The organism is Bacillus cereus (assembly GCF_007678085.1).
Lineage (GTDB): Bacteria > Bacillota > Bacilli > Bacillales > Bacillaceae_G > Bacillus_A > Bacillus_A cereus_BE.
Window position 1 is genome coordinate 1522726 of record NZ_VEDW01000001.1, and the last position, 26324, is coordinate 1549049.

A 26324-nucleotide genomic window follows, 5' to 3' on the forward strand; every position below is an offset into this window, starting at 1 on the left:
TGTTTTTTATAAAAAGTAGATTTTCTATATTTGGACCTTAAAGTTAATGAGTCCTTGTTAGCAAATTTTTATATACCTTCCCACCTAATGGTTTTGAATAAATAATGATTTTCGGAAGGTAAAATCATTCGTCTGCAAAATGCCAAGAAGAAAATACACCATCGATATCTTTCTTAAAATTTCCATACACAGGAAAATTATTCAATTACTTATTTAAGTTAGTTAATCGACAAAATGGGGGGCGCATTTACATAGCTAAGTAATGACTACTTTTTGTATTGATTTATTAAAAGGAAATAGCCGTATTTCTCAAACGAGAAGATACGGCTGTTATGTTTTCGAGAGTAAACAACTTTATTTGTATTGAAAACTAGTTTTTATAATAAGGATTCACAAATATTATATTAAGGGTACCGCCACATCGCTATCAAGCTAAAATTTTATAGTACCTCCAAAACGAAATTTTGTACTAACTTGTGACAAAAAAGCTCAATTTTTCGTTTTGGGGTAATTCTGAATTCTTAAGTTGATGGGCATGTGGCGAGACCCCATCGCCATCAAGCTAAAAATATGAATTTCCCCAAAACGAAAAATTTGTGTTATTTATAGAAAGAAGTTCATTTTTATCGTTTTGGGGATACTTCAAAATATTAAGTTACTGTGGTGCTAGCCCTAAATAAATCCTAGACACTAGTACTAATTAGTCTATTTATTTTGCTTAACTAATACAGAGAATCATATTAATTCAAGCCCTCTATACTTCTCGACAAAATATATAATATCCTCCACGAGCCATTCGTACATCTGTACTATACAATGTATCTTCTAAATAAAAAGTAATCGGCTTTGTTTTACTTTCAAACCTTAGTTTCTCCTTAGACTGTATAGCATAGGTTTCAACGGCTGAACAAATTGTTTTAGGAGATGGATAATGAAGAGAATCATCTAGTTCAATATAAAAGGTTTTTCTTAATAGTTTTTTTAAAAATCTTTGTTTTTTCATCCTACTCTACTCCCCCTTACTCTTAATATAAATCACTATTCTGAATCATCCATATTATACCATAAAATACCCCCCTATTTTTGAGTATGAGTACTGGTAGGGGATTTGGTTAGACTCCAGGAACTCAAAATAATTAAATCTAGAAATGAATTACTTGGATTGATAGAAATAGAGTCCAGCCCATTTCTATTAAGCTAAAAAACAAAATACCCCATAAAATGAAAAAATACGCTATCCTTTCTATAGAATCATAGGAAAGGATGGCGTTCTTGTATGTCTATTTCTATATCTGATGAATTACAATTATTTGCTCAAGAAATTCAAAGATTTTTATCTCCAAATATTTTACGAGACCTTGCTAGAGATGTTGGTTTTGTGCAACGAGCTAGTAAGTACCAAGCAAAAGATTTAGTCGCTTTATGTGTATGGATGAGTCAAAATATCGCTACGACTTCATTAACTCAGTTATCTAGCCGTTTAGAAGCATCAACAAAAGTGCTCATCAGTCCTGAAGGACTAAATCAACGATTTAATAAAGCAGCGGTTCAATTTTTACAACATATATTAGCTGAACTACTAAACCAAAAATTAGCCTCGTCTATGCCGATTTCTTCTCCATATACCTCTATTTTTAAACGTATTCGTATTTTAGATTCAACTGCATTTCAACTCCCAGATCCTTTTTCATCTGTTTATCCGGGTGCAGGAGGTTGCAGTCATACAGCGGGAGTGAAGGTTCAGCTTGAATATGATTTATTAAGTGGACAATTCCTTCATATTCATACAGGACCAGGCAAACAACATGATCGAACCTACGGTTCTCTGTGTGTCCCAACTGTAACAGCGAATGATTTATGTATCCGAGATTTAGGCTATTTTCATTTGAAAGATCTGCAACATATACAAGATAAAAAGGCATATTATATCTCACGTATCAAATCGAATACACGTATTTATCAAAAAAATCCTAATCCTAATTATTTTCAAGATGGCAGAATTAAGAAAGGCACAGAGTATCTCCAAATAGATATGGAGGTTTTAATGAACACTCTTCAGCCTGGACAAACATGCGAAATATCAAACGCTTATGTAGGGATGACTGATAAAGTCCCAACTCGTGTGATTGTTCATCGACTTACAAAAGAACAACAACAAAAACGATTACAAGATCAAACTGTAAGAGAAAAAAAGAAAGGAATGAAGTATTCTGCTCGTAGTAAAAGACTTAGCGGTATCAATGTATACATGACCAATATCTCTACAGATATTGTCCCGATGGGACAAGTACATGATTGGTACTCTTTACGTTGGCAAATCGAAATTTTATTTAAAACATGGAAATCATTCTTTCATATTCATCATTGTAAAAGAATAAAACAAGAAAGGTTGGAATGTCATTTGTATGGACAACTGATTGCCATTCTACTCTGTTCGTCTACTATGTTTCAAATGCGACAATTACTTCTTATGAAAAAGAAACGAGAACTGAGTGAATATAAGGCCATATATATGATTAAAGATTATTTTCTTCTTATTTATCAAGCTACACAGAAAGACACCCAAGAATTATCAAAGATTCTCATTCGTCTGTTCAACCTCCTACAGCAAAACGGGCGAAAATCCCATAGGTATGAGAAAAAAACCGTCTTTGATATATTAGGTGTCGTTTACAATTGTACCATGTCTGATGATCAAGCAGCCTAATTAAAAAAATGAAACCCGATAGGGTTTGTTTCGCATGCAAATCTTTAAAATTTCTACACCTAGCTTTTAGAAAAAAGAAACAAACGCTACTCAACTTGACGTTGTATGGGCTTAGCTTGATAGCGATGTGGCGAGACCCCATTAATAAGAAAAAGCATAGAAATAAGGTCTATTTTTACGCTTTTTTTAAATTATAAATTTCAACTCATTTTCCTAACATACACTGATTAAATTCAACAGTTCTACTATGAAAATAAAATTAGATAATGCTCTTATTCTATCCTTACAGTTTCTTTCTATTTTGACATGGTTTTTAATTAAGAAACTACAACATAAACTCCCTCCAAAATTATAGAAAAAAGTTACGGTGCTATAAAATAAAAACAAATATTTGGAGGGTGCTTCAAAAACATAGCTTGATGACCATGTAGAAATTAGATATATAAGATTTTTAACTAAAATAGGTCGCCAGTCATTACACTCATAAACTCTTTAAAAAACTGTTCATAATTCATCTGCATTGCAATCCTATGTTTTGGACGATTACCGAATGTTTCTGGTTCAAAAGTAGATCTGAAATCTCCTATACTTTGTCCTCGTACAGTATCAAGTACATTAACAGTAACTGCTGATTGATGGTACGTAAAAATATCATCACGATTAATTGCAATCAAAGTGAGTGCATCGTGAACCGGGCTACCTTGTATTCCAGGAACCTTTTTTTGATAAAATTGGTAATAGTAATAGTCTAAAAGAGGCTTTAAAAACTTAGTTTTTCCTTTTGAGTGAATATAATTTACCATTTCTGGTGTTACAATAGCGGATTGTGTGACATTTAAAGGATAAATTGATAGATTTTTTGCGTATCTCATTACAATGTTGGCAGCTCCAGGATCACCATAAAAGTTGGCTTCGGAAATAGGAGTAACATTTCCTGGATATAGAAAAGATCCTCCCATAATATAATAGGAATGTACATATTCCATCACTTCTCCATAAAGGAGAAATAAAGTTGCAAGTGAAGTTAGCCTACCGGTATTCACGATAATAAGTTCATTTTTGTACTGCTTAATAAGTGTGAGAACATCAAAAAAATTCTCGAAAGTTTGAATATTTATCCCTGGCTGAATGGGCCCTATCCCAAATTTACCGTGAACTTCTGGATAAAAAGTTTCAGTTTCTGAAGACATAGAATGCTCCGCTCCACCAAAAACTTTTATATATTCTTTTCCTACACTTTTAAGTAAAAAACGAACATTTCTAACAACTTCAGCTTTAGGTACGTTTCCATAGTCTGCAACAATTCCTATAACGTCAATTTTTTCTGTTAAGTGCGCATATATGATAGCTATTGTATCGTCAATTCCAAAATCTCCAAAAAACAATACTTTTTTTCCCATACAATGTGACTCCTTATTTTTAATGTTTTTTTCAATAGATTATAATTATAGGATTCTAGTCGTAGTATAAGGTTATTCCTAAGTCATTTTGTAGTATTGTTTATGCGATAATTTATCTATTTAACATATAATTTCGTCAATAATGAATACATTCCTTTTCTATAAATAAAGCATAAAGATAAGTGCGATCAGAGAAGATTTACAGAGTTTCGCCGTACATGAGACGAGCCACTAAAATACCATTCCGTTAGAAATTTTTGCGCTATATGTTCGTTTACTTATAATAGTTGATTCACAACGCTTTCTAAAAATTTGTCTACCTTTTCTTTTGATGTATCCGGCGCATGATAGCCAATCGTAAATGAAAGTCTTCCATTATATGAGCTTGCTCCCATTGAAAAGAATGGTGCATACATAATGGGTGATGTCATATACCCATCCTCAGCTTGAATTTCACCAAACTGAATAGGTTCATCAGCGATTACCCCGAAATTTGTCAGTAATGGCAACGCCATCCCCATCTGTACAGCCTTTTCGTATTGCTGATTATACATTTCCTTCACCGTAGAAAGCTTCATACCTGCCAGTAGCTCCATTCCTGCTGCTGAAGAAAGACCTGGATTTTGAGACTTTATTTTATCCATTGATTGTTTAACTCGAACAAGAGTCTGATTAAATGTTTCATCATCTTCCATTTTAATCACTGGCATTTCCATACCGGATAAGTTGCAAATAGCACCAGTTGTATAATTAGGCAGATATCGACGTAAATCAATTGTCAAACCAATCATTTTTTCTGGGGTGCGAGGTTCTGCATACACAGTGAAATGTGATAAAGCTCGGAAGTATGCAGTCATGATTACATCATTCAAGGTAGCCTGTTGTGCTTTTGTCCATTGGGTTACACGTAGAGTTTGCTCATGGCTCAACCGCCGTACGGACATTTGAGGGAATTTATTTTTGTTAGATTGAGATGGAAAAGACCATAAGGATGCCTGTTGTTCTTGATTAGGACGATACGCACTTTTTATGTCGGATATTCCAGCATATTTGAATACATGTGATTGATCTCGAAAACTTCCATTACCCTCACCAAATTCCTTTATAATTTGACTCTTAGATCGTCCCAAGAAAAGCTGAGTATAAATTGTTCCAAGTAAATGAATATATTCCTTGACTCCTGTACCATCTGAACATAGATGAGATAATTTCACAACTAACATATCTATTGTAGTGCCTCGTAATAATTTTGTTTGAACCATTGGCCCTTGAATACGATCACCAGATTCCTTAATGAAATCTATTGCCTTTATTTCAAGGTCTTGATTATTTCCTTCTGCAAAAAAGCAAATAGGTGAGTTAGTGCAAGATGAATGTTCCTCCCAGTAAGGAAGATCATTTTCTACAAAACGGCTGTTCAAAACTGGCTGCAATTGTAACGTTATCCTTACTGATTCCTCAAGTAGTTCCTTTGATATACCTACAGGAAAATAAAGAACTGCATTAATTTGTTGATCTGCAGAATAAAGACCTAATACATAATTCATTCGATCTTGTGGTGTTACTGAATACTTTCTTTGTTCCATAATTCCGTCCCCCTTTAGAACTTTTTTGTATAACCCTATTCTCCATATGTTTGTAACTTTTCTAGTCATTTTTCTTCAAGAGTTAATAACGCTTACTTTTTGAATTTTTTAACGAAAGCATCTTCTCCGTATTGGCTTTATTGTTATTAAAAATACCCACCTCCATTAGAATCAAACAAAAATAAATTAAGTTTACATATATGCAAACATTTTATAATATCGTTTATAAATTATCAATAAGACAAATAAATCATTTTTATGTCTGTCTATAAAAAAATAATATATTCAAGGGCTACCTCCTAATAAAAGGTTGATAAGCATGTATCTCTACCCAAATTGCTATCAAAATAAGAATGAGAATTTCCCCATAAAAATATGCTGCAAATAGTGATTTTACAGTAAAAAAAGCCCATCCATTTTGAAAATGTGCCATCAAAATGAGTAGGGTTATTTAATGAATATATTGTTTGATCGTTAGTATTTGAATGCATCGAATCGTATGTTGTTTACGTGCAATCATGACAAGAAAAGAAGCATCCTTATATAGTAAGGATGCTTCTTTATTTATTTTAGTAAAGAAGGCGTCGTCTTTTCTAACCACAGAATGCCATCATATTGTTCTGTCGGAACCATGATTTCTTCTCTTTCTTTGTCGCCCCAATAACTTGACGCAGTAGGAGTAAACATCCATGATGTTTCTGGTCGTTTACTTTCTCCCTTTAGGTTAACAAACACATTGGGGCTTCCCACCGTGCTGATTATTTTTTCAACACTTTGTTCTTCGTGTTCGTTATGTACGGTAATAATATCTTTATTGTTAGAATTCCAACTGCTTCCACTATAGGCAAATACGCCAATCGTGTACATTTGATTTTTTATGCGCTGCGGAAGGTAATCCATCATATTTGGGGCTACATAATTGTATTGTTGTACCTTCATAAAATCTAATAACATTTTCGAATTTTGTTTTCGAATATGATAATTATGCCCCCATACAATAATTTTTTTATTTTTATGCTGCATTTCAGTAAGCCATGCTAAGTTCTGTGCCATTTTTTGATCTCGGATATAAAAAGAGTAATCTGTAAGGGTGGGCGAGAGGATACCGCCTTTAGCTTTCATATCGGCATCTAAATGCGTTTTTATCGCATCAATTCGTATACTAATTGATTTTCCAAGGAAATTCACATCATACGTAGGATGTGGTGCAACCTGAGTCAATTCTGCTTTATGATTTTGAATAAACGTTCTTACGCCTTCAAATTTGTTGATTACAGGCTGTATGTCTCTTTTATATTGATCATAGGGATAGGTACCCTCTAAATTATAGTAATACTTATCTAGTCTAATCAACTCTGTTACTGCTGTATCAAATTCAGATGCCACTTCTGGGCTTAGTTTTTGCAACCATTCTTTTGCATAGGGATAGAAGGGTGAATGATAAAACAGATTTATATCAAATCCAGCTAATGTGAGTGGCGTTCCTTTTTCTTTTTGTTCTTTCATATAGATAAACAATTGTTCAATTTCCTCTGTTTGCCATACACCTTCTAACGATTGCTTCATTGCTTCCGTAGCTGTTAAGCGGTCAAAATTTTGCTGAACAGCTGATGCTTCCGCCAGCCCTGATTCAAATGCAATCACGTCATATCCCATTTCCTCATGTAAATACTTAATCATTCGTATTTTGGATTGATTGATTTCTTTCGCACCATGTGTACTTTCGCCAAGTACAACAATACGCTTGTCTTTTATCGCCTCTTTAAGAAATGATAAATCTTTTGTTGTTTGGGAAGTGGGTTCATGTAATCTCTTTGCATGCTCATGTAACCATTCCTCCCACTTTGGTTGATCAACTGGTTTTTCTGCGGCAAAAGCGACAGATGTAAAGGTTGTACAGGCTAGAAGTGTACTCATTAGCCCAAGTTTCCATTTTTTACGCACAACAACGCCTCCAAGAATTATTTTTTAGAGATTGAATAGAATAAATATAAAAATTTACTAATATACCAATATTTATAATAATACAAATGCAGATACTGAACAATATAAATATTCCGAAAAATAAAGATGAAATTAAAATATATTGAAGAAACCTTCTATATAGAGATCGCACTCAATTAAGAAGAAAAAGCTTAGAAATTTAATCTTTCTACGCTTTTAAAATTATTCAACTCCAAAAAACTGTACATTTTCTTCTAGAGATACTAATTTTCTAATTTTGATGTATTTATTCACCTTAGCTTTCTTCCATTGTGGTGAAAAACCCCTTAAAAATATAGATTCCAACAGAAATTTATATTACTCCTTCAAATAAATAAAATTCTTGCAGTAAAACCATATATACTATATACACGTATACATTAAACATACTTTAAGGAGAATAGAACATGATAAAACATATACTCAGTTTCATACTTGGAACATTTGTTATGATAATTGGTTACGTTTGTGTTATTCCCTACACCCTCGGAACCATTGACGGTAATGTAAGCTATATTACTCAAGACAAAAAGTATTTTAGTAAGCTATATAACTATGACATTAACCTTTGGATGATTGCAATGCTTATATTTTGCGTTTTCACTGCGATTTCTGTTCTTATATTCAAGTTACCTAATTATAATAAGGGCAAAAACACTCATATAAAAAAATATAGTCAAACAAATCAGCGAAAAAAAGCAAGGAGAAGGCGTTATAAATAATTGTTTTCTTGTATTAGAGTTTTTACTTCTAATAATATCTAAGCTTATGATATCCGTGTTTTTACGCGACTTCCCCTTGATGGGACCCCCTATACTTAGTTAGAAACTCATAAATTACTTTAATTTTGCATTCTTCATTTATAGTATCCATTGTTCTAGTGGATATTTTCCGAATGTGTAAGTTTGAAAACATCACGCTCTGGAATGTGTTTGTATAGCATGTTTTCTTCTTTGACAAGAATATCATAAGAATGATAGTCGTGTTCAATCGAACCGCCAAAATCTCTAATGTCAATTGTTCCAATGAGAATCTGATTTCCGAATTTAAACGATACTTTTTCACCCAATTGAAACTTCATTGGTGGAAAATCTCTATCTTTTTTACAATACATGTGTTTCACTCCTATCATTTTTTAAAAACCAAGGTACCACCATCAGATAAACTGGTTGGATCCCGTACCACATCGCTATCAAGCTAGGAAAAGCAAATACCCCCAAAATGAAAAAATTAGCTGTTTTCTGTCAAAAACACACAAAATTTTCATCTTGGGGGTGTAAATTCTTAAGCTGATGGGCAGGTTAAATGAGTACCTATTAAAATAAAATTCAAATTGTAAAGAAATCAGAAGTTCATCTTAGTGAAGTTCAATTTTAATCCTTTTTTTCTTAGCACCTTTGTTTTGGATTTTAATAATCGAAAAATTCCCGATTTCATTTGTGTTGTTAACGTGCGTTCCTCCACAAGCCTGTTCATCAATGTCATTTATTTGAACGAGTCGAATTTTATTAAGCGATGATGGAAGTAAGCTGATAACTGTTTTAATGATTCCATCTCTTTGCTCTGCTTCTTCTCTATCAATTATTTTCGTGTAAACATCATGCGATATCGTTAATAAATTCTTTAAAGATTGTTCTAGTTCCTCAAAGGGTATATCTACTATAATTTCTGGTGAAAACGCTAACTCTAATCTCGCATGATCCTTTTCGATTTGACTACTAGTAGCTAAAGCATTGTAATGTTTATATAAATACCCTGAAATTACATGTAATAATGTATGATAACGCATATTTTGAAAACGCCAATCCCAATCGATTTGTAGTGTAACTCCTTGTTGTGAATCGAGTAGTGGACGATCAAGTTCATGTATGATTTCATTTTCTACTTTTTTTACTTTTAATACTTCATATATTTCGTTTCCTTGCTGAATTTTCCCAAAGTCACAAGGTTGTCCACCACCACCTGGATAAAAAATGGTTTGATTTAATACAATAAATCTTCCATCAATTGATATAATTTCTGCTTCGCATTCTTTTAAATAACTATTCTCTTCATATAGTAATATTGTCATTTTATTTAACTCCTTTTAGATTGAAAATGCAGTAATTCCAATAGTAAACGCAAATATAATTAAGATAATTCCTAAGCCACGATCAAACCAATGCATATTTTTTTGATAGATTTTTTTAAAGTAATTATTTGAAATTAATATCGCTAATAAAGTAAACCAAATTCCCACTACAATTATAATTTCACCACCATATATCCAACGCACCCAATTTGGTGTGTTAGTTCCTATGAATTGTGAAAATACACTTAAAAAGAATAATGGAGCTTTGGGATTTAATAGATTACACAAAAATCCTTCACGGAATCCCTGACCTAAAGAGCGTTTTGAACTTTGTTCAACATGTATTTCATTAGAACCTTCTGGATCTGCTTTCGAACGAATACCTTTCCAACCTAACCATAATAAATAGATGGCTCCTAAAAGCTTAATAAAGTTAAAGATAACTGGCCATTTTTCTAATATGATGGTAAAGCCTAAAACTGTATAGGCTATATGAATAATTAATGCACTGGCAATACCAAGTGCTGTAGCTATACCGTGCTTTCTACCTATTCCTAAACTATTTTTCATAACTATTACAAAATCAGGTCCTGGTGATAAAGCAATTAGTATCCCAAGAAAAAAAACCTCTACATACATAATAAACTAACCTCATTTCTTTACATTTTGCACAATATAAGTCAATAAGTCATTACCTTGCCATAACGAATCAATCTGGTCTTTACCAAAATGATCTCCAACAACTTTCATCATCATATCGTGTCGAATATATTCCTTAGCTAGTAAAACCAACATTGGATCAGTAGTTTGAATAGCAAGTGGAATTTGACCATTAATAAAGCTTGCTATTAAAACTTCTTGATTATCCTGAATAACAATTGTTAATCTTTGCCCCATTCTCTGTTCTTCAATAGCACCGGCATAGTGGCGATGATAAAAAGCATTCCCGAAAGATGGTGTTTCTTGTTCCGTAAATAACAATGAATACATTTGAATTCCCTTTTCTCGCTGTAATTCAGCAGAAGGACGTAATTCACCTAATTCCTCCTCCCATGCAGATAACCAAACTTCTTCATTTGCTTCCTCTATTAATTTTTGCATTGCACTAATGATATGCATACGCTCTTCAATATGCTTAATAACATTAACTTCCACTGGTTTTTCTATAGCTTGTAATTCATTTTCTAAAAGGCTAAGTGTTTCCTCTGTTTGCTTTTTTTGATTAATAATCAGCTTTTTTACAGACAATGGAATATAGGTTGGCGGTTCGGTTCGTAACTCTGTGATTGCTCCCTTAGTTACTAATTTTGAGATAACTGCATAAACCATTGAACGTGGTACACCACTTTTTTTGCTAATTTCATATCCATTTATAGATGGTTCCTTCAATAACGTCATATACACTTTTGCTTCATTTTTTGAAAAACCAATTTCTTCAAATGTATTAATTAAATGTTCCATGTTAACCTCCTATAATAGTTGTAATAGGTATTACTACTATAATTTAAAAGAAAATAGCAGTCAATAAAAATATATTGAGATAGAATTCTCACTATTAACAACAAATGATTTACTCCATTACAAAGTGCTTCTTAGAATACATTTGAAACTCACCAGTAAAAATAATATATAAATTATTCCCAAAATCGTAAGCTTTATTGATGGTTTTAATAAATAAAACTTTTCCATGGATATAAAATATGGTCAAGATATTTACACTGTAAAATTAAGTGATTTCAAGTGGGTTTTAATCGGATATTTTATAAAACAGAAAACTTTTTAAATAGCATAGAATACATCCAGCTTGATATGAGACAAATGATGTCTGGTCTAATCCCTGGTGAAACGATAGAAATCCCCGAGGCATACATTGGCCAAAATCAGAAACTTCCATCACGTGTTATTATCCATCGTTTAACCGATGATCAAACACAAACACGTCTAAAAAACCAAGCGATACGTGAAAAGAAGAAAGGTAATGTCATGAAGGATAAAAGTAAACGTTTAATGGGCATGAATGTATATATCACGAACACGTCGCTAGAAGAAGTACCGACGAATTACGTGCATTCATTATATTCACTTCGTTGGCAGGTTGAAATTTTGTTTAAAACGTGGAAGGCATTCTTTGAAATTGATGAATGTAAAAATATTAAAAGAGAACGCCTAGAGTGCCATTTATATGGACAACTCATCGGCATTCTCCTCTGTTCTTCTACGATGTTTCAAATGCGACAGTTTCTGCTTGAAAAGAAAAAGCAGGAGCTGAGTGAATACAAAGCGATTTATATGATTAAAGATTACTTTCCTTTACTGTTTCAAGCGATTGCCGTTGGCGCAGAAGAACTTTTAAAAATTCTGCATCGCCTTTATCAGCTGCTCAAAAAAACGGTCGTAAATGTCATAGGTATAAGAAGATGACCGTCTTTGATATTCTAGGGATTGTGTATAAAACGACGGTGAAGCATAGACAAGCTGCCTAGCGAAAAAATCGCATTTTAATAGGCTTTTTTAGCATGCCTACATTTTTATCACTTGCTAGTTTCGAAACAAGAATCATTTCGCATCTAGTAATTTACTTGGTTAGCTTGATGGGCATGTGGCGAGACCCCCATTATTCTTTATTTGACTTCTAAAATTTAGTATTTTGTTCCTTTTTTATGTTCCATGGAATACTGTCAGCATTTTGCAAAACAACCTACGCTATGTGGAAAAATAAAATAAGCTGTCCATACGAACAGCTTATTTCCATAATTATCGTTATTGGAAGATACTTTTCAAGTATTAATAGACGGTCAAGTTCAGTTTCGTGATAACTCTACACGCTCAAAGTGTTCAACTGTTGGAACTGGATCATAAAAGTGATGCAATAATGCTTTCCACTCTTGATATTGTTCAGATTGTCGAAATCCTATCGTGTGATCTTCTAAAGTTTCCCATTGCACAAGGAGCAAATATTTCCCTTTCCGCTCCATACAGCATTGTAATTCATGATTTATGTATCCTTGCATGGAAGAGATGATTGAAGATGCTTGCTTAAATACCGATTCATACTCCGTCTCCATACCGTCTTTTACTTGCAACATGACTGCTTCTAAAATCATTTTGAATTCCTCCTCCTTTTCCTAATTGTACCATGTGGGAGGGAACGCTGTATGAGAAATTTTGATGTATAACATTAACATAACGTCTCATTATCAGTAGTAAAGACAAGGAGGAATCTTCCCCTTACAAGGGAACCTCCTTTCTTTTTCTATCGAGCTATGCATTTTTTATACATTCCTATCCTGGCACGGTTTTATGGTTCTTTTTGTTGTTGAATCAACAAAAAACCGTATTAAATCTTGCATACTCCCAGGGGTCACTATATATGAACGCTACGTATTTGACTTTCTCAATGACCAACATTACTTAACGTGGTAAAATAGTACTCGGATGGGAATCCAATGTTATTAAAATTAAAGTGGTTATCAAGTCGGAGGAAGGCACCTTAGGGTGTCTTTTCTTTTTAAAATATATAAGCGCACCATCCCTTTCCTAATAGAGGCCTCCCCTCATGCCTCCTTACAGGGAGAATGATAAGGCTTTTTTTATTTCCCCAATTGCCGAGCTCTCAAATATTTTAAATAGTTACAATACATGTATTGCTTCAATAACATATGATTATTCTTAAGAATGTCATTGAAATGTACCAATAGATGTTAGTACAGCAAAATAAATTGTGTTATGATGTGAGCAAATATAAAGCTATGTAACGGAGGGATTAACATGCCGCATGTTGTGTTTCGTGGAATTACTACTGAACAATTAAAAAGCATAAGCAAGCCATTAGTAGAAGAGCTCGCAGAGATCTGTGAGTGTGGTACGGATAATTTTACGTTGGAACTACCAAGTTCTACGTTTGTATTCAATGGAGAAGAAATAGAAGCGTTTCCTCTTATTGAAGTGAAATGGTTCGAGCGTGGACAGGAAATTCGTGATCGATTTGCCAAGGCCATTACTACATATGTAATGGATTTTGGACTTCCAGAAGTAGAGGTTGTATTTACGGTTTTCACAGAATCAGCGTATTATATTAACGGGAAGCATTGTGCAAGTTAGAGCGATTTGAAAGATTTCTGTAACATTTATAAGAGGTAAAAACACATTACCATCAAGCTAAGAAAAGCAAATATCCAAAAACAAAATAATGAACTCAATTCTCATAGACAACTATCTGTGAAGAGATAAATTTTTTGTTTTGGTGGACATCAAAATATTAGCTTGGTGGATATGTGGCGCTATCCCATGTCCATCAAGCTAATACAAAGTCAATATTACGTTGAGAAGATTCCTCAAATAACTTCTTCCAAAAATCTTTTTTTGTTACAACATCATTCTGACTACTTAGTTTTTCAAACACTGATTTTGCTTCTTGGCCATAATCTCTAAATGTACCTCCAGCAACAGAATCAGTCTCTAAGTATTTTATCTTTGAAATCAGATTAGGAGTTAAAGAACTCTTATTCTCAGCTCCTACTAAAGACATGTACATAAATATAAGTAGAAATATAACTAATAATCCTAATTTGATTTTTTCATTTATTGTCTCCTGTTCTAAAAGCTACCCCAATAATCTATTGCACTTCAGTATAACAATAAAACCGCCTGTGAGGACGGTCTTTCTTTACGTTATTTTTTTATAGCTCTACGTTTTCTTATTTTCTCTTTAATATATTTTATGTTACGTATGCCTAAACGAATGGAAGCGAATATAAGGTAAAACATTAAAATGACGTAGACTGCTATCCAACTCATATACATAAAGGTACCTTGAAATCCATTTTCATTAAGCCAATTAGTGACCCACATTCCACCGAAGTAAGCTGGGATTGTAAGCAAACTTACATCTTTAGGATCCGTCGCAAGATAAATCATCAAAAATAGAAAAACAAGCACACCCATCGTACTAACATTTTCAAAAACCATTTTCGAACATCACCTACTTTATGATTAAAATGTATCAATATTTCACTATTTTACTCACATACTCTCTCTGTATCCCTGATTATTCCCTGTTCTTTCTGTTGTCATATAGTGACTTCCCTACCATGATGAGAAATATAATGAATATAGTTATATAAGGATTATCAAAAACTAGGAAATATACGCTAACTGCAAACATAAATGCTAAAATTAAATATCCCAATTCCCCCACCTCTTCATCCAAAAATACATTCATACTTTTAATTCTTATTTAAGCTTTTAAAGCCTGTTTTCCTACTTTAAACACGCTCTTTTATTTTCCTAAACCTCAAATTAAACAGTAAGACTCCCACTCCCAAAATAGGAAATAGCAATGAAATTAATTAGGAAAATACCTAATTCTAAAAATCCGTTTGCTTCAACTATTAATCATTGAGGGATTGGCTCTCTTCACTGACAGCGCCAATCGCACGTGCTAATGTATCTATTATCTATTCCAAGTGTAGCTCCTAATTTACAAGCTGTCACTAAACTTAACTACAAAAGTACTTTTGATTGAATATATTTTTTATCAATAGGGAATCACTTTCTTATTGTTTTTACATATATCAAATCTGGAAAACTACCTGCTTCAAAGATTGAAAAGCGCGGAAAAGAAGTATATATCATTGATAAAGAGGACCTTGAAACTTTTCAACTTACTTATGAAAAAACTACATCAAAAGAGCGAAAAACATTCATTGCTAAGATTCAAGACGAAGATATATATTTATTTCAATTATTAACACATCAACATACCGGAAAAATAGCGAGAGTAATAGAAGTCAATGGAGCAGACGGCAAGATTCTTACAGAAGACGAAGAAATTTCCCTTCTATCCACGTATAAAGAACATGATTACTCCTTTGAACCTTTCCGTAAGCAAGCTGTAATTACAAAACGAGGGTATTTATCTTTTTCATTTAAAAAACCTCAGCTATTTAATTCCATTACTTATAATCTAATAAATTTATTTTATAAAGAGCTAGGTGTCACAAATATGCGATTGAGTGTTTCATCTGATACTATTAAATTAGAAATTAAACCTTTCGTATTACAAGTTGATCCATTGCAATTTCAAGAAGAGATTAAATACTTACATTCTCATATGAAATCCGGTACGATACTTCCACATGTTGAAGGAATTTACTTTAAAAGTAATGTAGAGCCATTAACTTTTCATGCAGATCATGAATTTAAGCAGAAAGTAGTGCACATGGCAGCGGATAATGGTATGGGACAGGAAGAATTCTTATTGCAAGCTGTAAAATCTTATATAAGAAATTTAGAACAACAATAAATATTTCTTAAGAAGAAAAACCGTGGAAATTAAATATTTCCACAGTTTTTATTTTACCTAAGATCATTTTACAACAATATAGAATTTACCTTGCATTTCATTTTGTGCATCTTGAAATATTTTTAAAATTAAATCCGCATAAGGTCCTAACATTTTTTGAGTACTCTCGAAAAATTCCCATTCTATTGTTATAGGAAGACCTATAAATCCAGTTAAACAGTCCCACAAAGCATCTGCATTTTCCCCATAAAAACTAGGGAAATCTAATTGTTTTTTTAATGTTTTGTGCAATACTTCTTTACTAGTAAGTGTTCTTCCATCCAATTTTACTATATCCATAAATTTAATCCCTCTATTTCCTATTTTACTTCGGTAAACGTTTTATAATGATCAGAAGTTTTATATACTAATCCATCATTAGAATAAAGAATTCTATCATTACCTCGATACCCTGATGAATAATTAATATCCGCTTCATACCAAGTCCTATTTGGAGCGTTCGGTAATAGCCTTTCATTATTATAGTAAACATTTCCACCAATACTTTTTCCTGGAGCTACTTCGTGGAGATTTCCTTTCTTTCTATCCCATCCTAAAGCCTCAGCTTGTTGCTTTGTGATGAAATTATCCGGTAATTTCTTATTTTGTTTTATATATTGAGCGACTTCATCAAAACCCGTAGGATATTTCGTGAATTTTGTACTCTTGGCTGCCGCTTCTAAAGCCTTACCTTTCTTCTCAAGGTCTCCAGCCTTCCCTACAACTTTACCGATAACCCGTGTTGTACCACCAGATACGACAGCCAATGTACCCCATACATAATCTTCTGGATCATATTTTTGACCTGTTACTAAGTCTTCCCCTTTGATGAGTTGTCCAATTTCTTTTCCTGTACCAATTATAGGCGTCATACCCAATACGAATGATACATCTCCATCATTCTTACGATCATATACTCTAGATGGATCGCCACCTAATTCACGTAGTGCATTACTCAAGTCAATATTTCCAACATTGATGGCAGCAGTAGATACATCAATCTTATGACTTGCTATTCTATTAGCGGAGTCCATAAATGTATTTGCAAGAGCTAATCCCATGTTGAAATCTGTGAAGAATCCTGGGACTTTCGCATCCAATGCTTGTAAATCTTGCGCAATAATTGGAGCGTTTTTTCGCGTTACTTGTACAAGTTCCTCTATCCCAGGTTTTGCCTCATCAATGGAATGTTTCAGATTAATGGAGCTATTTACAACTGGTCCTAAATCTTTAACTACACCAGTCTAGTCCTATGCCAAGGGCTTTTTTCATTGTAAAATAAATGCAACCCAATGGATATAAATTATAATTATCCTTACCTTCCAAACAACTCATTATTGGGTAAAACCCGAATTAATTATATATCAATATAACCAATTTAATTTTCGGAATTGCGCAAATTCCTTTGACTCAATTTGTAACTTCCTGTAAAATATTATACATATAAAGGAATTTTCTAGGGGCCTATAGAAGTAATTTACATTCCTTTTTAACATGACCAAAGGGTTTGGAGAGGGAGAGACAAAAATATCATGAAATATTTGAAGAAAAAATCGGGGAAAATTTTGTTGGCAACTGGATTAGCATTTTCTATGGCAGCTTGTGGTGTAACTGATAATAAAGAAAAAACAAATGCGGAATCTAGTAAACAACAAAACAATAACAATAGTGAATCAAGCAATAATAACAGTAATAGCAACTCAAATGACTCTAATAGCAATAATAACAGTAACAGCAATTCAAACAACTCTAATGGCAATAATAACGACAATAGCAATTCAAATAACTCTAATGGCAATAATAACAGTAACAGCAATTCAAACAATTCTAATGGTAATAGTAACGTGAATAACAACACTAATACAGGTAATGAATGGGACACTAATAGTAGTAATAATTCGAATAATAATTCTAACAGTAATCAACAAAAACCGAATCAAAATCAAGAGCAATCGGCTACAAGTGTTACTTTAGAACAACATGGAATTATTGTTACAGTTCATAAAGTTGAACAAACTGATAATATCGTTCGTGTAAAATACACAATTAATAACACTACAAACCAAACTATTTTTTCCGGTGCACCTGGAGCTAAAATAGAACAAAACGGTAAAAGTACAATACCATCAGATTTCAAAGGGAATTGGGATCAAAAAGGATATATTGCCCCTCATACAAGTGTAGATGGAACAAACCTTTATACATTGGACAATATAACAAATGAATTTGACTTTAAGATTAGACCCGATTTTGAGGATGTAAAGAATAATCCAATCGTTGAGAATTTTATTTTAAGAGTAAAAATGCATTAATTAAAAATCCAATAAAAGAAAATCGAACTAGATTGCCTTTCTAGATTGATTTTCTTTTTTTATATTCTCAAGGAATATTCCTCTTCACTGCAACTCATTGTAATACGTCTTTTTCTATGACAAATTACACAATTGTACAAAGTTAATAAAGTAATATAAAAAATAATATAAAGATTTTAATTTGATCCTATATATTATTTAAAATTTTAAAAGTAGATTCCCTATTTTTTGTATAATAGACAGAGACTATATAATTTCTTATGGATATTCTTGAAAAGGGAGTAATGCTGTATGAAATCAACATATGTAAATGGCACTATATATTATATTGAATCTGTTCCTTTTGAAGATAAGAGTGAGCAGGATGAAGAGGGATACTACGAATATTTTTACAAAGGAGTCAATTTATCGTTTCACTCGGACAAAGAAATAATTACAGCCCGAATCTATGACAAGGAAAAAATAATATATTTCTTAAAAAATCCATCTCTCGCTTTTGGTAAGGATTTTGAAGCGATAAAGATATATATAATTAAAGAATTTGATGTAAATACATTCAAGATTCCAGGTGGAGAAAAAGCCTATATAGAATTATAGCCATAACCGATTTCTGTCTTTACTATAATATATTAAAAGTAAACGGTAGGTAAGTATATGCTTGATAAAGCTGAACTAAATACTCATAAATAATTGTAAAGGGATATTCTTTGTTCAGGAGGACTTTATAACCGTAGCTTACAAGTGATGTAGTGCTACACCTATTCTATCTAACTTGCAATACGTTTGCGGTATCCTTACTCAAATCATAATAATCAGGATATAACCAGTAGCTTAAGACTTTTAATATTATATTTTTCACCTTAACCATACTTTTTTTCTATTTATATACTTACCTTCGCTTCTCCAATATCCTGCTTTTTAATTAAATCTAAGTAAAAATGTGAGACAGTTGTGTTGTAATAAGGAGAAATAAAAATAAATGATAGATTAAATGTAAACATCCCTATAAATGCGGCTAATAAAAACCATCCTATAAATGATAACCAAAGAACAAATAACTTTAGCTTTTGTCCTTTCATTATTCTTTTACTTTCTCTCAATGCTTCACTTGCTGTATAATCAAGATTCTCTACTAATATGTAATACGACATGGAATAAGAAAAATATTTAATAATACCTGGAACAATTAATAAGAGACTCCATAAAAAAAGAAAAATAGCTTGCAACAGCCCCAATTTCATTGATTTAAACACATTCTTCTTTTTAAATCCCGAAAATACATCGTCTACCTTAGCATCTTCTTTTTTCCCTAAGTGTAAAGTAAAAACAGAATATCCATAATTGAAGATACCTTGTATGAGACTATAAATTAGGAAACATACCACACCTAAACCAATATAACTTAGAATAAGTACAGCAAGTACTACTGGATCTACTTGTGGTTGCCCACCTATTGGATAAATAAATAATGCATCAGGGCCAATTATCCCGATAAACAGTACAAATATTAAATACATAAAAAAGGCGATTGCTGATGCACTTAAGGTTGGTACAAAATAGAATAAAGCTGATACTCCTATACCTATCCCCATTTCCCATCTAACGAATTCAATGCTGCTTTCTTTAAATTTCCGATCATACTCGTGTCCCCTTCTTTTTTCTTATTTTCCTTTACTGAAAAAATAAAAGAACTTGTAGCAAGGCCCCGCTACAAGTTCTTTTAGCCAAATACTTTAGCTCATCGAAAAATTATTTATTCTACACAATCGGGGGTAATTCCTAAAATATGGTTTGTTAACATCATTATATAACATAATTACGAATTTTTGTTAAAAAATTCTATATTTTTAGACAAATAACCCTCCACTTTTTCACTTATTTTTTCATATAGTTTTATCTATTGAAAATACGCAAAAAAACATCTGGACTATTTGGAACAAAAGTTTATTTAACGAACATGAAAAGACCACCTACAAAATTTCATAGGTGATCTTTTTGTGATTTTGCACTTGTGCACTACTTTAAAAATATATCACAAATTCATTTAGTCTCCTAAACATTTGAATCTATAGATTGAATACCTTCCCACATTCTAGACTAATGTCAATTAGATCTTTCTAATAAAAATTTGTTCTGTAAAAAAGTTTCAAGCTTACTAAAATCTGTTGAAGAATATAATAAACTCATTCCATTAATGAATTCATGTTCAACTCGTTTCTCTCCCTCATTGGGGAGACAATGATGTGAATCCTTATATAACTGAAACATATTCCACAGTACTGCATCGGAAACATCAAATTTACTTTGTAATTTTGAACAAAGACCTTTAGTTGCTCCATCCTGAACTGGAAAAGCAAAATTTTTATAAAGTACGGCTGTTGCAGCAGAATAGTTATCCACTTTAGTTGAGAAGTAACTTACGCCATCAAAAAATTCATCATACCTTATAAATTGCAATAATAGTTGTGGGATAATATATTCTGGTTTGAATGTGTCAGTCGTATTTTTTACACGTACAGAACACGCTGCCATTAAAGGCCAAATAATTAGATAAGAAATTACTTCATTTGGTTCATTTAACTCCTTCGCAAATAAACGTTTTTTCATAATTGTACCGTAATCGTGGAATTTCTTAATTATCTCATCTATAAAAACAACAGGTGGTGTAGATAAATCTATATAACTTATATCATCTGATTTAAATACTGAAGTCTGAACCGTATTTAAATCAGGTTTATTAAGTTCTTCCCAGCAGGTTAAAGGTTGAGCTTCCTAAATAGATACATGGTAACCCAGGAATACTGTATCTATTTGTGCTGACTATTCCCCGAAGTTCTAACGGAATATGAAACATTTCTTTACTTGTAAATACATGATCGGTACCGACTCGCATTTTATAGAGGAATTCATTGTCAAAGTTTTGATGTGTTTTTTTATCATTGAAATGATTTGGTATAGACACGTTATTTAATAAAACTCTACGAAATTCTATAAAAGCCTTTGACGGAAAACCTCTATAATATTCTTTTAAAGAATTAATAATCCCATTACACAAATCCTTTACAAGCTCCAAATCCTTTTTAGTAATCACTGTTTCTAATGTTGCACTACAAATGCTCTCTAACCCTGAGATATAAGTAATAAAACAATCTTCAAGATACTCTATAAAGTCATCATTCTCCCTAGTTAGGGGTAACTTTCCCACTTTCTTAAATAATTCAATTATAGGCAGCACTTCTAAAACGAGGAATTATTTTAGCGTCTTTCGAGAAATCAGATAGTGAAAATTCACTGGCTTGCTTTTCATTATAAGGATAAAATTTAAATTTCTTAGCTTCATCTATTTTTTGTAACTCTTCATATAAATTAAATGCAATATTTACATCCTGTTTACTAACATTAGTGTCTTCTTTTATATGTTTTAGTTTAATTGCTTTCTCTATTAAATCTGTTCTTAATTTTAAAATAGTAATCACATCACTTTTCAAACGAAAATAATTAATTCAGTTTTTACACTTTCTCAATATTACAGTATCAATCTTCTTATATAATTAAATTATTCTCTTTATTTATTTTATGTATCTGTTCCCTTTGAACCCTACTATTATAGGGTTCCTTTTTTTATAATCATATATTTATTAATTAATTTATCAATTTCCTGACTTAAATGGAGGACTTTCGTATAACTAAAACCATGTTTAATTACCAGTTCTACTAATTGTAACTTTTTATTTTCTATTAGATCATTTAACTTCGCCACTAACATAAACTTTTTTCTTTCACACTCCCCTATAGTTAGGTTACTTAGATTTTTTCAATTCTTTGTTTGCTTTATCAATTAACTTAGAAGCAGTCTCTAATCTTTCAACCCCAGCATCAACTTCATTTTCTTTACCCTTATCTAAACCTTCTTGTATGATTGCAACCCCATCTTTTACATGAATCATCGCTACACCTACATTATGTTGTACTGGGTGATCTTTTTCTTCATACTCTAACTTACTTATTTTGTCCACTAACTCTAAGTAGGGTTTAGATACTTCTTTTAACTTTTCTGACTTTTTCTTCATTGACTTGCTACTTTTTACAATACCTTCTATTTCCTTAGATTGTTCGGAGAAATCTTTCATTAAATATTCTAGGTTCTTACTGAAGTCTTCTTTTTTATTCTGTTTAACAGAAGCTTCCATTGCTTCATCTTTCTTAACCTTTGTCTCACATCCAACCCCAGTTAACATTAACATTGGAACTACTAAAAAAGATAAAATTTTACGTTTCATTGACATATACCCCTTTGTTTTAAAATGCTTTTTCTATTCTTTCCACTTTTTTATTTGCTTCCGTTTTATTCGCCACTACGAATATCGTTTATTTTACCTAATCATCGTTGTTGGAAGTTGATTAATATTAGCTTATTTGTCTTATAAGTTAAATCGATAATAATTAAATACAAAAATATTTCAGTTCTTTTTGTATTTAATTTAAGGCAAACCTCTTTCGTTTTTTAAAGAAGTTCTTTGGTTCGTTTGAAAATAATCTCCATAGAAGTCGTATATCCTGAGATTGTTAGAGTAAGGACTTGAACAAATTCCCAACCATCCTCAGCATGTTCGATAATAATACGCTTATAATCTTCTTTGGGTTGCCCTTTCCATCCATTAATTTCGACTTCCACAAATTTGTAATCATACATATTCTTCCACCCCTTTTCCCTAATTGTACCATTTAGAAGAAGCGATGTATTGTACTTTTTTAGCTGTATACTCTATACATATGCAGTTAACATAGCGCATCATTAGTAAGGCCAAGGAAGAATCTTCCACTTACAAGGGAACCTCTTTTCTTTGTTCTATCGATCTATGCATTTTTTATACATTCCTATCCTGGCACTTAGGTTGATAGCGATGTCAATTATAGTAGGGGTTGTTTCTTTTTTCTAAAAACTACGTATAGGGAATTTAAAGCTTTGCATACGAAATAAACCCTAACGGGTTTCATTTTTTTTACTTTAAGCGACTTGATTATCAGACAGGGTACAATTGTAAACGACACCTAATATATCAAAGACTCTTTTCTTCTCATAACGATGTGATTTTCGCCCGTTTTGCTGTAGGAGATTGAACAGGCGGAATAACGTTCCACTAAGTTTTCAATAGCTTTAAAAGCTAATGTAGAGGCATATTCGCTATCACCAGTAATTCTTCTTTTCTTCATCCCAGTTCTTTGTACAATCCATGCATCATTTGTATCTACTAATTTTTCTAAATCATCATTGGTCAGTTTTTTTTCAGGTACATAGGTACCAATAGCTGTAATTCTTGCTTTTGATTGCATACATTTATCCTCCTTTACTATTTTAACACTTAGTTATATACTCAAATAATAGTACTAGATACTAATTATTGTCGATTTTCAAACATTTTATTTCTGGAAATTAAACTAACTAAAATATCTAGCTATGATATAAAGGAGAGACATTCATGCTCAATATTCAACAAATTGAAGAAATTACTCCCCATCGTTATCCCCTTTTATTAATTGATCGGATCATTGAAGTAGAAGAAGGAAAGCGTGCAGTTTAGATCCAAAATGTTGTAACTAAAGAAGGATTTTTTATCTGTCATTTTTCTGGCTATTCAGTCATGCGCGGCGTCCTTATTGTAGATGCCCTTTTAACTTGAATGAATAAGTAGAAGTTTATTGAAAAATTTTCTGGAGAAGAACAATGCTAAAACCCTGTATTGATGTAGAAAAAAAGAAATTTAGAATAATGTAAAGGGAGAAGAGGGATGATTGATATTTTAAAGATTTTTGCGGCCTTAGTTTTTGGTTATCTTTTAGGAAGCCTTAATACAGCGGTGATTGTAGGGAAAATATACGGCAAGGATATAAGAAGCCATGGAAGCAAAAGCGCGGGGCTTACCAATACTCTAAGGGTACTTGGGAAATCTGCTGCAGTGTTTGTTCTTGCGGGAGATATATTAAAAGGGGTAATTGCCTGTTATATAGGCTTGTTCCTTAGCGTTTACTTTTATTCGGGCGAGGCTAAAGATTGCGTAAGCCTTTTAGCGGCGGGCGCAGGGGCGGTTATAGGGCATAACTGGCCGGTATATTTTGGGTTTAAAGGAGGCAAGGGAGCACTTACAGCAGTGGCTGTACTGTTTATGATTGACTGGGTTATGGCCCTTTTATGCCTTGGCTTTTTTGTGATAATAGTAGCTTTAACCCGTTATGTCTCTTTAGGTACAATATGTGCTACATTGCTTGTCGCGGTCATTTCATTTATTCCTGTTTTTGAGAATACCTTATATTTTTATATATTTGCATTCCTAATGGCGTTTATGGTTATTTTCAGGCATATGGAAAATATACAAAGGCTGCTTTTAGGAACAGAAAATAAACTTATTTTTCCACAGCGCTGAGCATGTCGTCAAAATAGAAAAAAATTGGGTGTAGTTAACCGTTTAAGGGGGAAGGCAACGATTCTTTACTTTTGGAGCCACTCAAGAAAAATGTACTTTATAATCCTATTTTTGGTATATCTCCTACCTTAGTAACAATAAAAGGTTAATATAAGTCATCACATCATGCGTAAATATTAACGTACACATTGAATAGAAGAAATCAAAAAATACGTTATCCTTTCCTATGATTCTACAGAAAGAATAGCGTATTTTTTATTTTAGGGGGGATTTTGTTTTATTAGCTTGATAGCGATGTGGCGCTACCCCTATTAATAAATATTACTAACCATATTTCTAGTTAATATCTATCATATTTTTTATAAACAGGACTAATTAGATTTAAAAAAAGATTTCTTTTTCTTTACTCGTAATAAATCACCTGTCCATCCCTTGACTCGCATATAGAAATACATACCCCCTGTTGTGAAAATAATAAATAAGAGAGCGATTAAATAGCTATATTTCCATTCTAGTTCAGGCATGTATTTAAAATTCATACCCCACAATGCTCCTAAGGCTGTCAAAGGCGTACTCACAGCAGTTAATACAGTAAGAGCTTTCATAATTTCATTCCCACGATGAGAAGAAACAACTTCTTGTAAATGAATCATCGTGTCTAATTCTTCTTGGTACTCTTTAACGAGTTGTAATCCACGCTCTAATTTCAAGTTTGTTTGTTTATAACAAAGAGTTTTTGTTATATTTTCTAACCAAGCTTCCTCCAAGCCTTGTAACACTTCTTGTATTAAGCGAAACACATGTGTATTCATAAATAATTCATGACGAATATGATAAATTCTTTCTAAAACCGCTATGTTATTATGATGATAAAAATCCCATAACACATTTCTGAAATTGTTTTCAAAATAGTCAACCTTTCGTAAATAGTGAGATATAAATATTGATAAGATAGCACATATTCCTTCAGCGGAACTATTACAATTTTTTATACCTATAGGAAAATTATGTATTAATTTTCGAAAATTCTCTTCCTCTTTTTCCTGGACCGTTATCAGTATTCCATGAGCTACGAAATAATGAAGGAATTTTTGAATTTTGGCGTCCTTTTTATCTTGATCATATAAAAACGAACCATATACGCAAGTTTGACTTGGTGATAACGTATAAACATATAATCCATTTTCACAAGGAGAAATTATTTTCTTTACAAATTGAGAGAAATAAGATGTTACATCACGAGGGATTATAGAAGAAAGTTTTTCAAGCTCACTAGTTTCCACATGATACCAATTCCATTTCGGCATTTTTATGTATTCCATATTATTCTTCCTTTCTGAATAGTTTTATGTTCGATCGAATCATATCCGTAATATGAAATTTGTATGTAGGTATTCATGTCTTGGAGGAAAAGTTTTTAGATCATCTAAATTACAAACTAAATGGCATAGGAGGTCTTATTCTGTTACAAGGAAGACCCCCTATATATTAGCTATTTTT

Annotated in this window: 25 protein-coding genes and 7 pseudogenes; 9 read left to right on the forward strand and 23 right to left on the reverse strand. The window is 32.3% G+C overall.

Going from position 1 to position 26324, the window contains the following annotated elements; genetic code table 11:
- Positions 1 to 754: 754 nt before the first annotated feature.
- A complete protein-coding gene (locus FS742_RS07785) occupies positions 755 to 1003 on the reverse strand; it encodes a DUF4318 domain-containing protein (protein ID WP_000744688.1) in 249 nt (82 codons plus the stop codon).
- A gap of 273 nt (positions 1004 to 1276) precedes the next feature.
- Between FS742_RS07785 and FS742_RS07790 the strand changes: the two genes are divergently transcribed.
- A complete protein-coding gene (locus FS742_RS07790) occupies positions 1277 to 2707 on the forward strand; it encodes an IS4 family transposase (protein WP_144611857.1) in 1431 nt (476 codons plus the stop codon).
- A gap of 455 nt (positions 2708 to 3162) precedes the next feature.
- On the opposite strand, the gene FS742_RS07795 is transcribed toward FS742_RS07790, so the two are convergent.
- From FS742_RS07795 to FS742_RS07805, 3 genes are all read right to left on the reverse strand, one after another.
- A complete protein-coding gene (locus tag FS742_RS07795; RefSeq protein WP_144611858.1) occupies positions 3163 to 4107 on the reverse strand; it encodes a nucleoside hydrolase in 945 nt (314 codons plus the stop codon).
- A 278-nt stretch (positions 4108 to 4385) separates the two neighbouring features.
- The gene (locus FS742_RS07800; RefSeq protein WP_098096897.1) at positions 4386 to 5693 is read right to left on the reverse strand and encodes a condensation domain-containing protein; all 1308 of its coding nucleotides are present in this window, start codon (positions 5691 to 5693) and stop codon (positions 4386 to 4388) included.
- A gap of 564 nt (positions 5694 to 6257) precedes the next feature.
- Entirely contained in the window at positions 6258 to 7637 is a 1380-nt protein-coding gene (locus tag FS742_RS07805; RefSeq protein WP_144611859.1) for an erythromycin esterase family protein, read from the reverse strand.
- Positions 7638 to 8083: 446 nt separating this feature from the next.
- Here FS742_RS07805 and FS742_RS07810 point away from each other — a divergent pair, with 446 nt between their 5' ends.
- Positions 8084 to 8398 (forward strand): hypothetical protein, encoded by a 315-nt coding sequence (locus FS742_RS07810; protein WP_144611860.1) that lies wholly within the window; start codon positions 8084 to 8086, stop codon positions 8396 to 8398.
- Positions 8399 to 8553: 155 nt separating this feature from the next.
- Here the strand turns inward: FS742_RS07810 and FS742_RS07815 are convergent, their stop codons facing one another.
- From FS742_RS07815 to FS742_RS07830, 4 genes are all read right to left on the reverse strand, one after another.
- Positions 8554 to 8790 carry a hypothetical protein gene (locus FS742_RS07815; RefSeq protein ID WP_144611861.1) on the reverse strand — a complete coding sequence of 79 codons (237 nt, stop codon included), beginning with the start codon at positions 8788 to 8790 and terminating at the stop codon, positions 8554 to 8556.
- A 243-nt stretch (positions 8791 to 9033) separates the two neighbouring features.
- Complete coding sequence (locus FS742_RS07820) at positions 9034 to 9747, reverse strand: alanyl-tRNA editing protein (RefSeq protein WP_144611862.1); 714 nt, start codon at positions 9745 to 9747, stop codon at positions 9034 to 9036.
- A gap of 15 nt (positions 9748 to 9762) precedes the next feature.
- Positions 9763 to 10386 carry a LysE family transporter gene (locus tag FS742_RS07825; RefSeq protein WP_078183330.1) on the reverse strand — a complete coding sequence of 208 codons (624 nt, stop codon included), beginning with the start codon at positions 10384 to 10386 and terminating at the stop codon, positions 9763 to 9765.
- A gap of 12 nt (positions 10387 to 10398) precedes the next feature.
- Complete coding sequence (locus FS742_RS07830; RefSeq protein WP_098674939.1) at positions 10399 to 11208, reverse strand: TrmB family transcriptional regulator; 810 nt, start codon at positions 11206 to 11208, stop codon at positions 10399 to 10401.
- A gap of 327 nt (positions 11209 to 11535) precedes the next feature.
- On the opposite strand from FS742_RS07830, the pseudogene FS742_RS07835 reads away from it, so the two are divergent.
- Positions 11536 to 12230, forward strand: a pseudogene (locus FS742_RS07835) (transposase); the annotation flags it as partial.
- A gap of 318 nt (positions 12231 to 12548) precedes the next feature.
- Here the strand turns inward: FS742_RS07835 and FS742_RS07840 are convergent.
- The gene (locus FS742_RS07840; RefSeq protein ID WP_144611863.1) at positions 12549 to 12851 is read right to left on the reverse strand and encodes an antibiotic biosynthesis monooxygenase family protein; all 303 of its coding nucleotides are present in this window, start codon (positions 12849 to 12851) and stop codon (positions 12549 to 12551) included.
- A 664-nt stretch (positions 12852 to 13515) separates the two neighbouring features.
- Here FS742_RS07840 and FS742_RS07845 point away from each other — a divergent pair.
- Positions 13516 to 13848 (forward strand): DUF1904 family protein, encoded by a 333-nt coding sequence (locus FS742_RS07845; protein ID WP_001120973.1) that lies wholly within the window; start codon positions 13516 to 13518, stop codon positions 13846 to 13848.
- Between the two features lie 193 nt (positions 13849 to 14041).
- Here the strand turns inward: FS742_RS07845 and FS742_RS07850 are convergent, their stop codons facing one another.
- Together FS742_RS07850 and FS742_RS07855 are read right to left on the reverse strand one after the other, a co-directional pair.
- The gene (locus FS742_RS07850) at positions 14042 to 14275 is read right to left on the reverse strand and encodes a hypothetical protein (protein ID WP_144611864.1); all 234 of its coding nucleotides are present in this window, start codon (positions 14273 to 14275) and stop codon (positions 14042 to 14044) included.
- 143 nt (positions 14276 to 14418) lie between these two features.
- The gene (locus FS742_RS07855; protein ID WP_144611865.1) at positions 14419 to 14715 is read right to left on the reverse strand and encodes a hypothetical protein; all 297 of its coding nucleotides are present in this window, start codon (positions 14713 to 14715) and stop codon (positions 14419 to 14421) included.
- Positions 14716 to 15307: 592 nt separating this feature from the next.
- Between FS742_RS07855 and FS742_RS07860 the strand changes: the two are divergent.
- A pseudogene (locus tag FS742_RS07860) lies at positions 15308 to 16051 on the forward strand (helix-turn-helix domain-containing protein); the annotation flags it as partial.
- A gap of 63 nt (positions 16052 to 16114) precedes the next feature.
- Here FS742_RS07860 and FS742_RS07865 read toward each other — a convergent pair.
- Positions 16115 to 16390: a barstar family protein gene (locus tag FS742_RS07865; protein WP_144611866.1), complete on the reverse strand. Its 276-nt coding sequence runs from the start codon at positions 16388 to 16390 to the stop codon at positions 16115 to 16117.
- A 20-nt stretch (positions 16391 to 16410) separates the two neighbouring features.
- Positions 16411 to 17334: pseudogene (locus FS742_RS27960) on the reverse strand (ribonuclease domain-containing protein); the annotation flags it as partial.
- A gap of 288 nt (positions 17335 to 17622) precedes the next feature.
- Here FS742_RS27960 and FS742_RS07875 point away from each other — a divergent pair.
- Positions 17623 to 18402 carry a hypothetical protein gene (locus FS742_RS07875; RefSeq protein ID WP_144611867.1) on the forward strand — a complete coding sequence of 260 codons (780 nt, stop codon included), beginning with the start codon at positions 17623 to 17625 and terminating at the stop codon, positions 18400 to 18402.
- A gap of 291 nt (positions 18403 to 18693) precedes the next feature.
- Entirely contained in the window at positions 18694 to 18999 is a 306-nt protein-coding gene (locus tag FS742_RS07880) for a hypothetical protein (protein WP_144611868.1), read from the forward strand.
- 284 nt (positions 19000 to 19283) lie between these two features.
- Here the strand turns inward: FS742_RS07880 and FS742_RS07885 are convergent.
- The 9 genes and pseudogenes from FS742_RS07885 to FS742_RS07925 form a co-directional block, all read right to left on the reverse strand.
- A pseudogene (locus FS742_RS07885) lies at positions 19284 to 20041 on the reverse strand (DUF975 family protein).
- A 464-nt stretch (positions 20042 to 20505) separates the two neighbouring features.
- Positions 20506 to 21009, reverse strand: a complete 504-nt coding sequence (locus FS742_RS27965) for a hypothetical protein (RefSeq protein ID WP_260869637.1) — start codon at positions 21007 to 21009, stop codon at positions 20506 to 20508.
- A 130-nt stretch (positions 21010 to 21139) separates the two neighbouring features.
- Positions 21140 to 21607 carry a hypothetical protein gene (locus FS742_RS07895; protein WP_144611869.1) on the reverse strand — a complete coding sequence of 156 codons (468 nt, stop codon included), beginning with the start codon at positions 21605 to 21607 and terminating at the stop codon, positions 21140 to 21142.
- Between the two features lie 13 nt (positions 21608 to 21620).
- Positions 21621 to 21878: a hypothetical protein gene (locus tag FS742_RS07900; RefSeq protein WP_260869638.1), complete on the reverse strand. Its 258-nt coding sequence runs from the start codon at positions 21876 to 21878 to the stop codon at positions 21621 to 21623.
- A gap of 128 nt (positions 21879 to 22006) precedes the next feature.
- Positions 22007 to 22168, reverse strand: a complete 162-nt coding sequence (locus tag FS742_RS28260; RefSeq protein WP_144611871.1) for an aspartyl-phosphate phosphatase Spo0E family protein — start codon at positions 22166 to 22168, stop codon at positions 22007 to 22009.
- 34 nt (positions 22169 to 22202) lie between these two features.
- A complete protein-coding gene (locus FS742_RS07910) occupies positions 22203 to 22688 on the reverse strand; it encodes a hypothetical protein (protein ID WP_144611872.1) in 486 nt (161 codons plus the stop codon).
- Positions 22689 to 22906: 218 nt separating this feature from the next.
- Positions 22907 to 23095, reverse strand: a complete 189-nt coding sequence (locus FS742_RS07915; protein WP_061682331.1) for a DUF4177 domain-containing protein — start codon at positions 23093 to 23095, stop codon at positions 22907 to 22909.
- Positions 23096 to 23410: 315 nt separating this feature from the next.
- Positions 23411 to 23551 (reverse strand): annotated as a pseudogene (locus FS742_RS07920) (IS4 family transposase); the annotation flags it as partial.
- A pseudogene (locus tag FS742_RS07925) lies at positions 23533 to 23736 on the reverse strand (ketoacyl-ACP synthase III); the annotation flags it as partial. The pseudogenes FS742_RS07920 and FS742_RS07925, both read right to left, overlap by 19 nt.
- 146 nt (positions 23737 to 23882) lie before the next feature.
- Here FS742_RS07925 and FS742_RS07930 point away from each other — a divergent pair.
- A pseudogene (locus tag FS742_RS07930) lies at positions 23883 to 24074 on the forward strand (hotdog family protein); the annotation flags it as partial.
- 117 nt (positions 24075 to 24191) lie between these two features.
- Positions 24192 to 24824, forward strand: coding sequence for a glycerol-3-phosphate 1-O-acyltransferase PlsY (plsY, locus tag FS742_RS07935; protein ID WP_070174394.1), 633 nt, complete (start codon positions 24192 to 24194; stop codon positions 24822 to 24824).
- A gap of 371 nt (positions 24825 to 25195) precedes the next feature.
- Here the strand turns inward: plsY and FS742_RS07940 are convergent, their stop codons facing one another.
- Positions 25196 to 26146: a magnesium transporter CorA family protein gene (locus FS742_RS07940; RefSeq protein WP_144611873.1), complete on the reverse strand. Its 951-nt coding sequence runs from the start codon at positions 26144 to 26146 to the stop codon at positions 25196 to 25198.
- Positions 26147 to 26324: the final 178 nt, after the last annotated feature.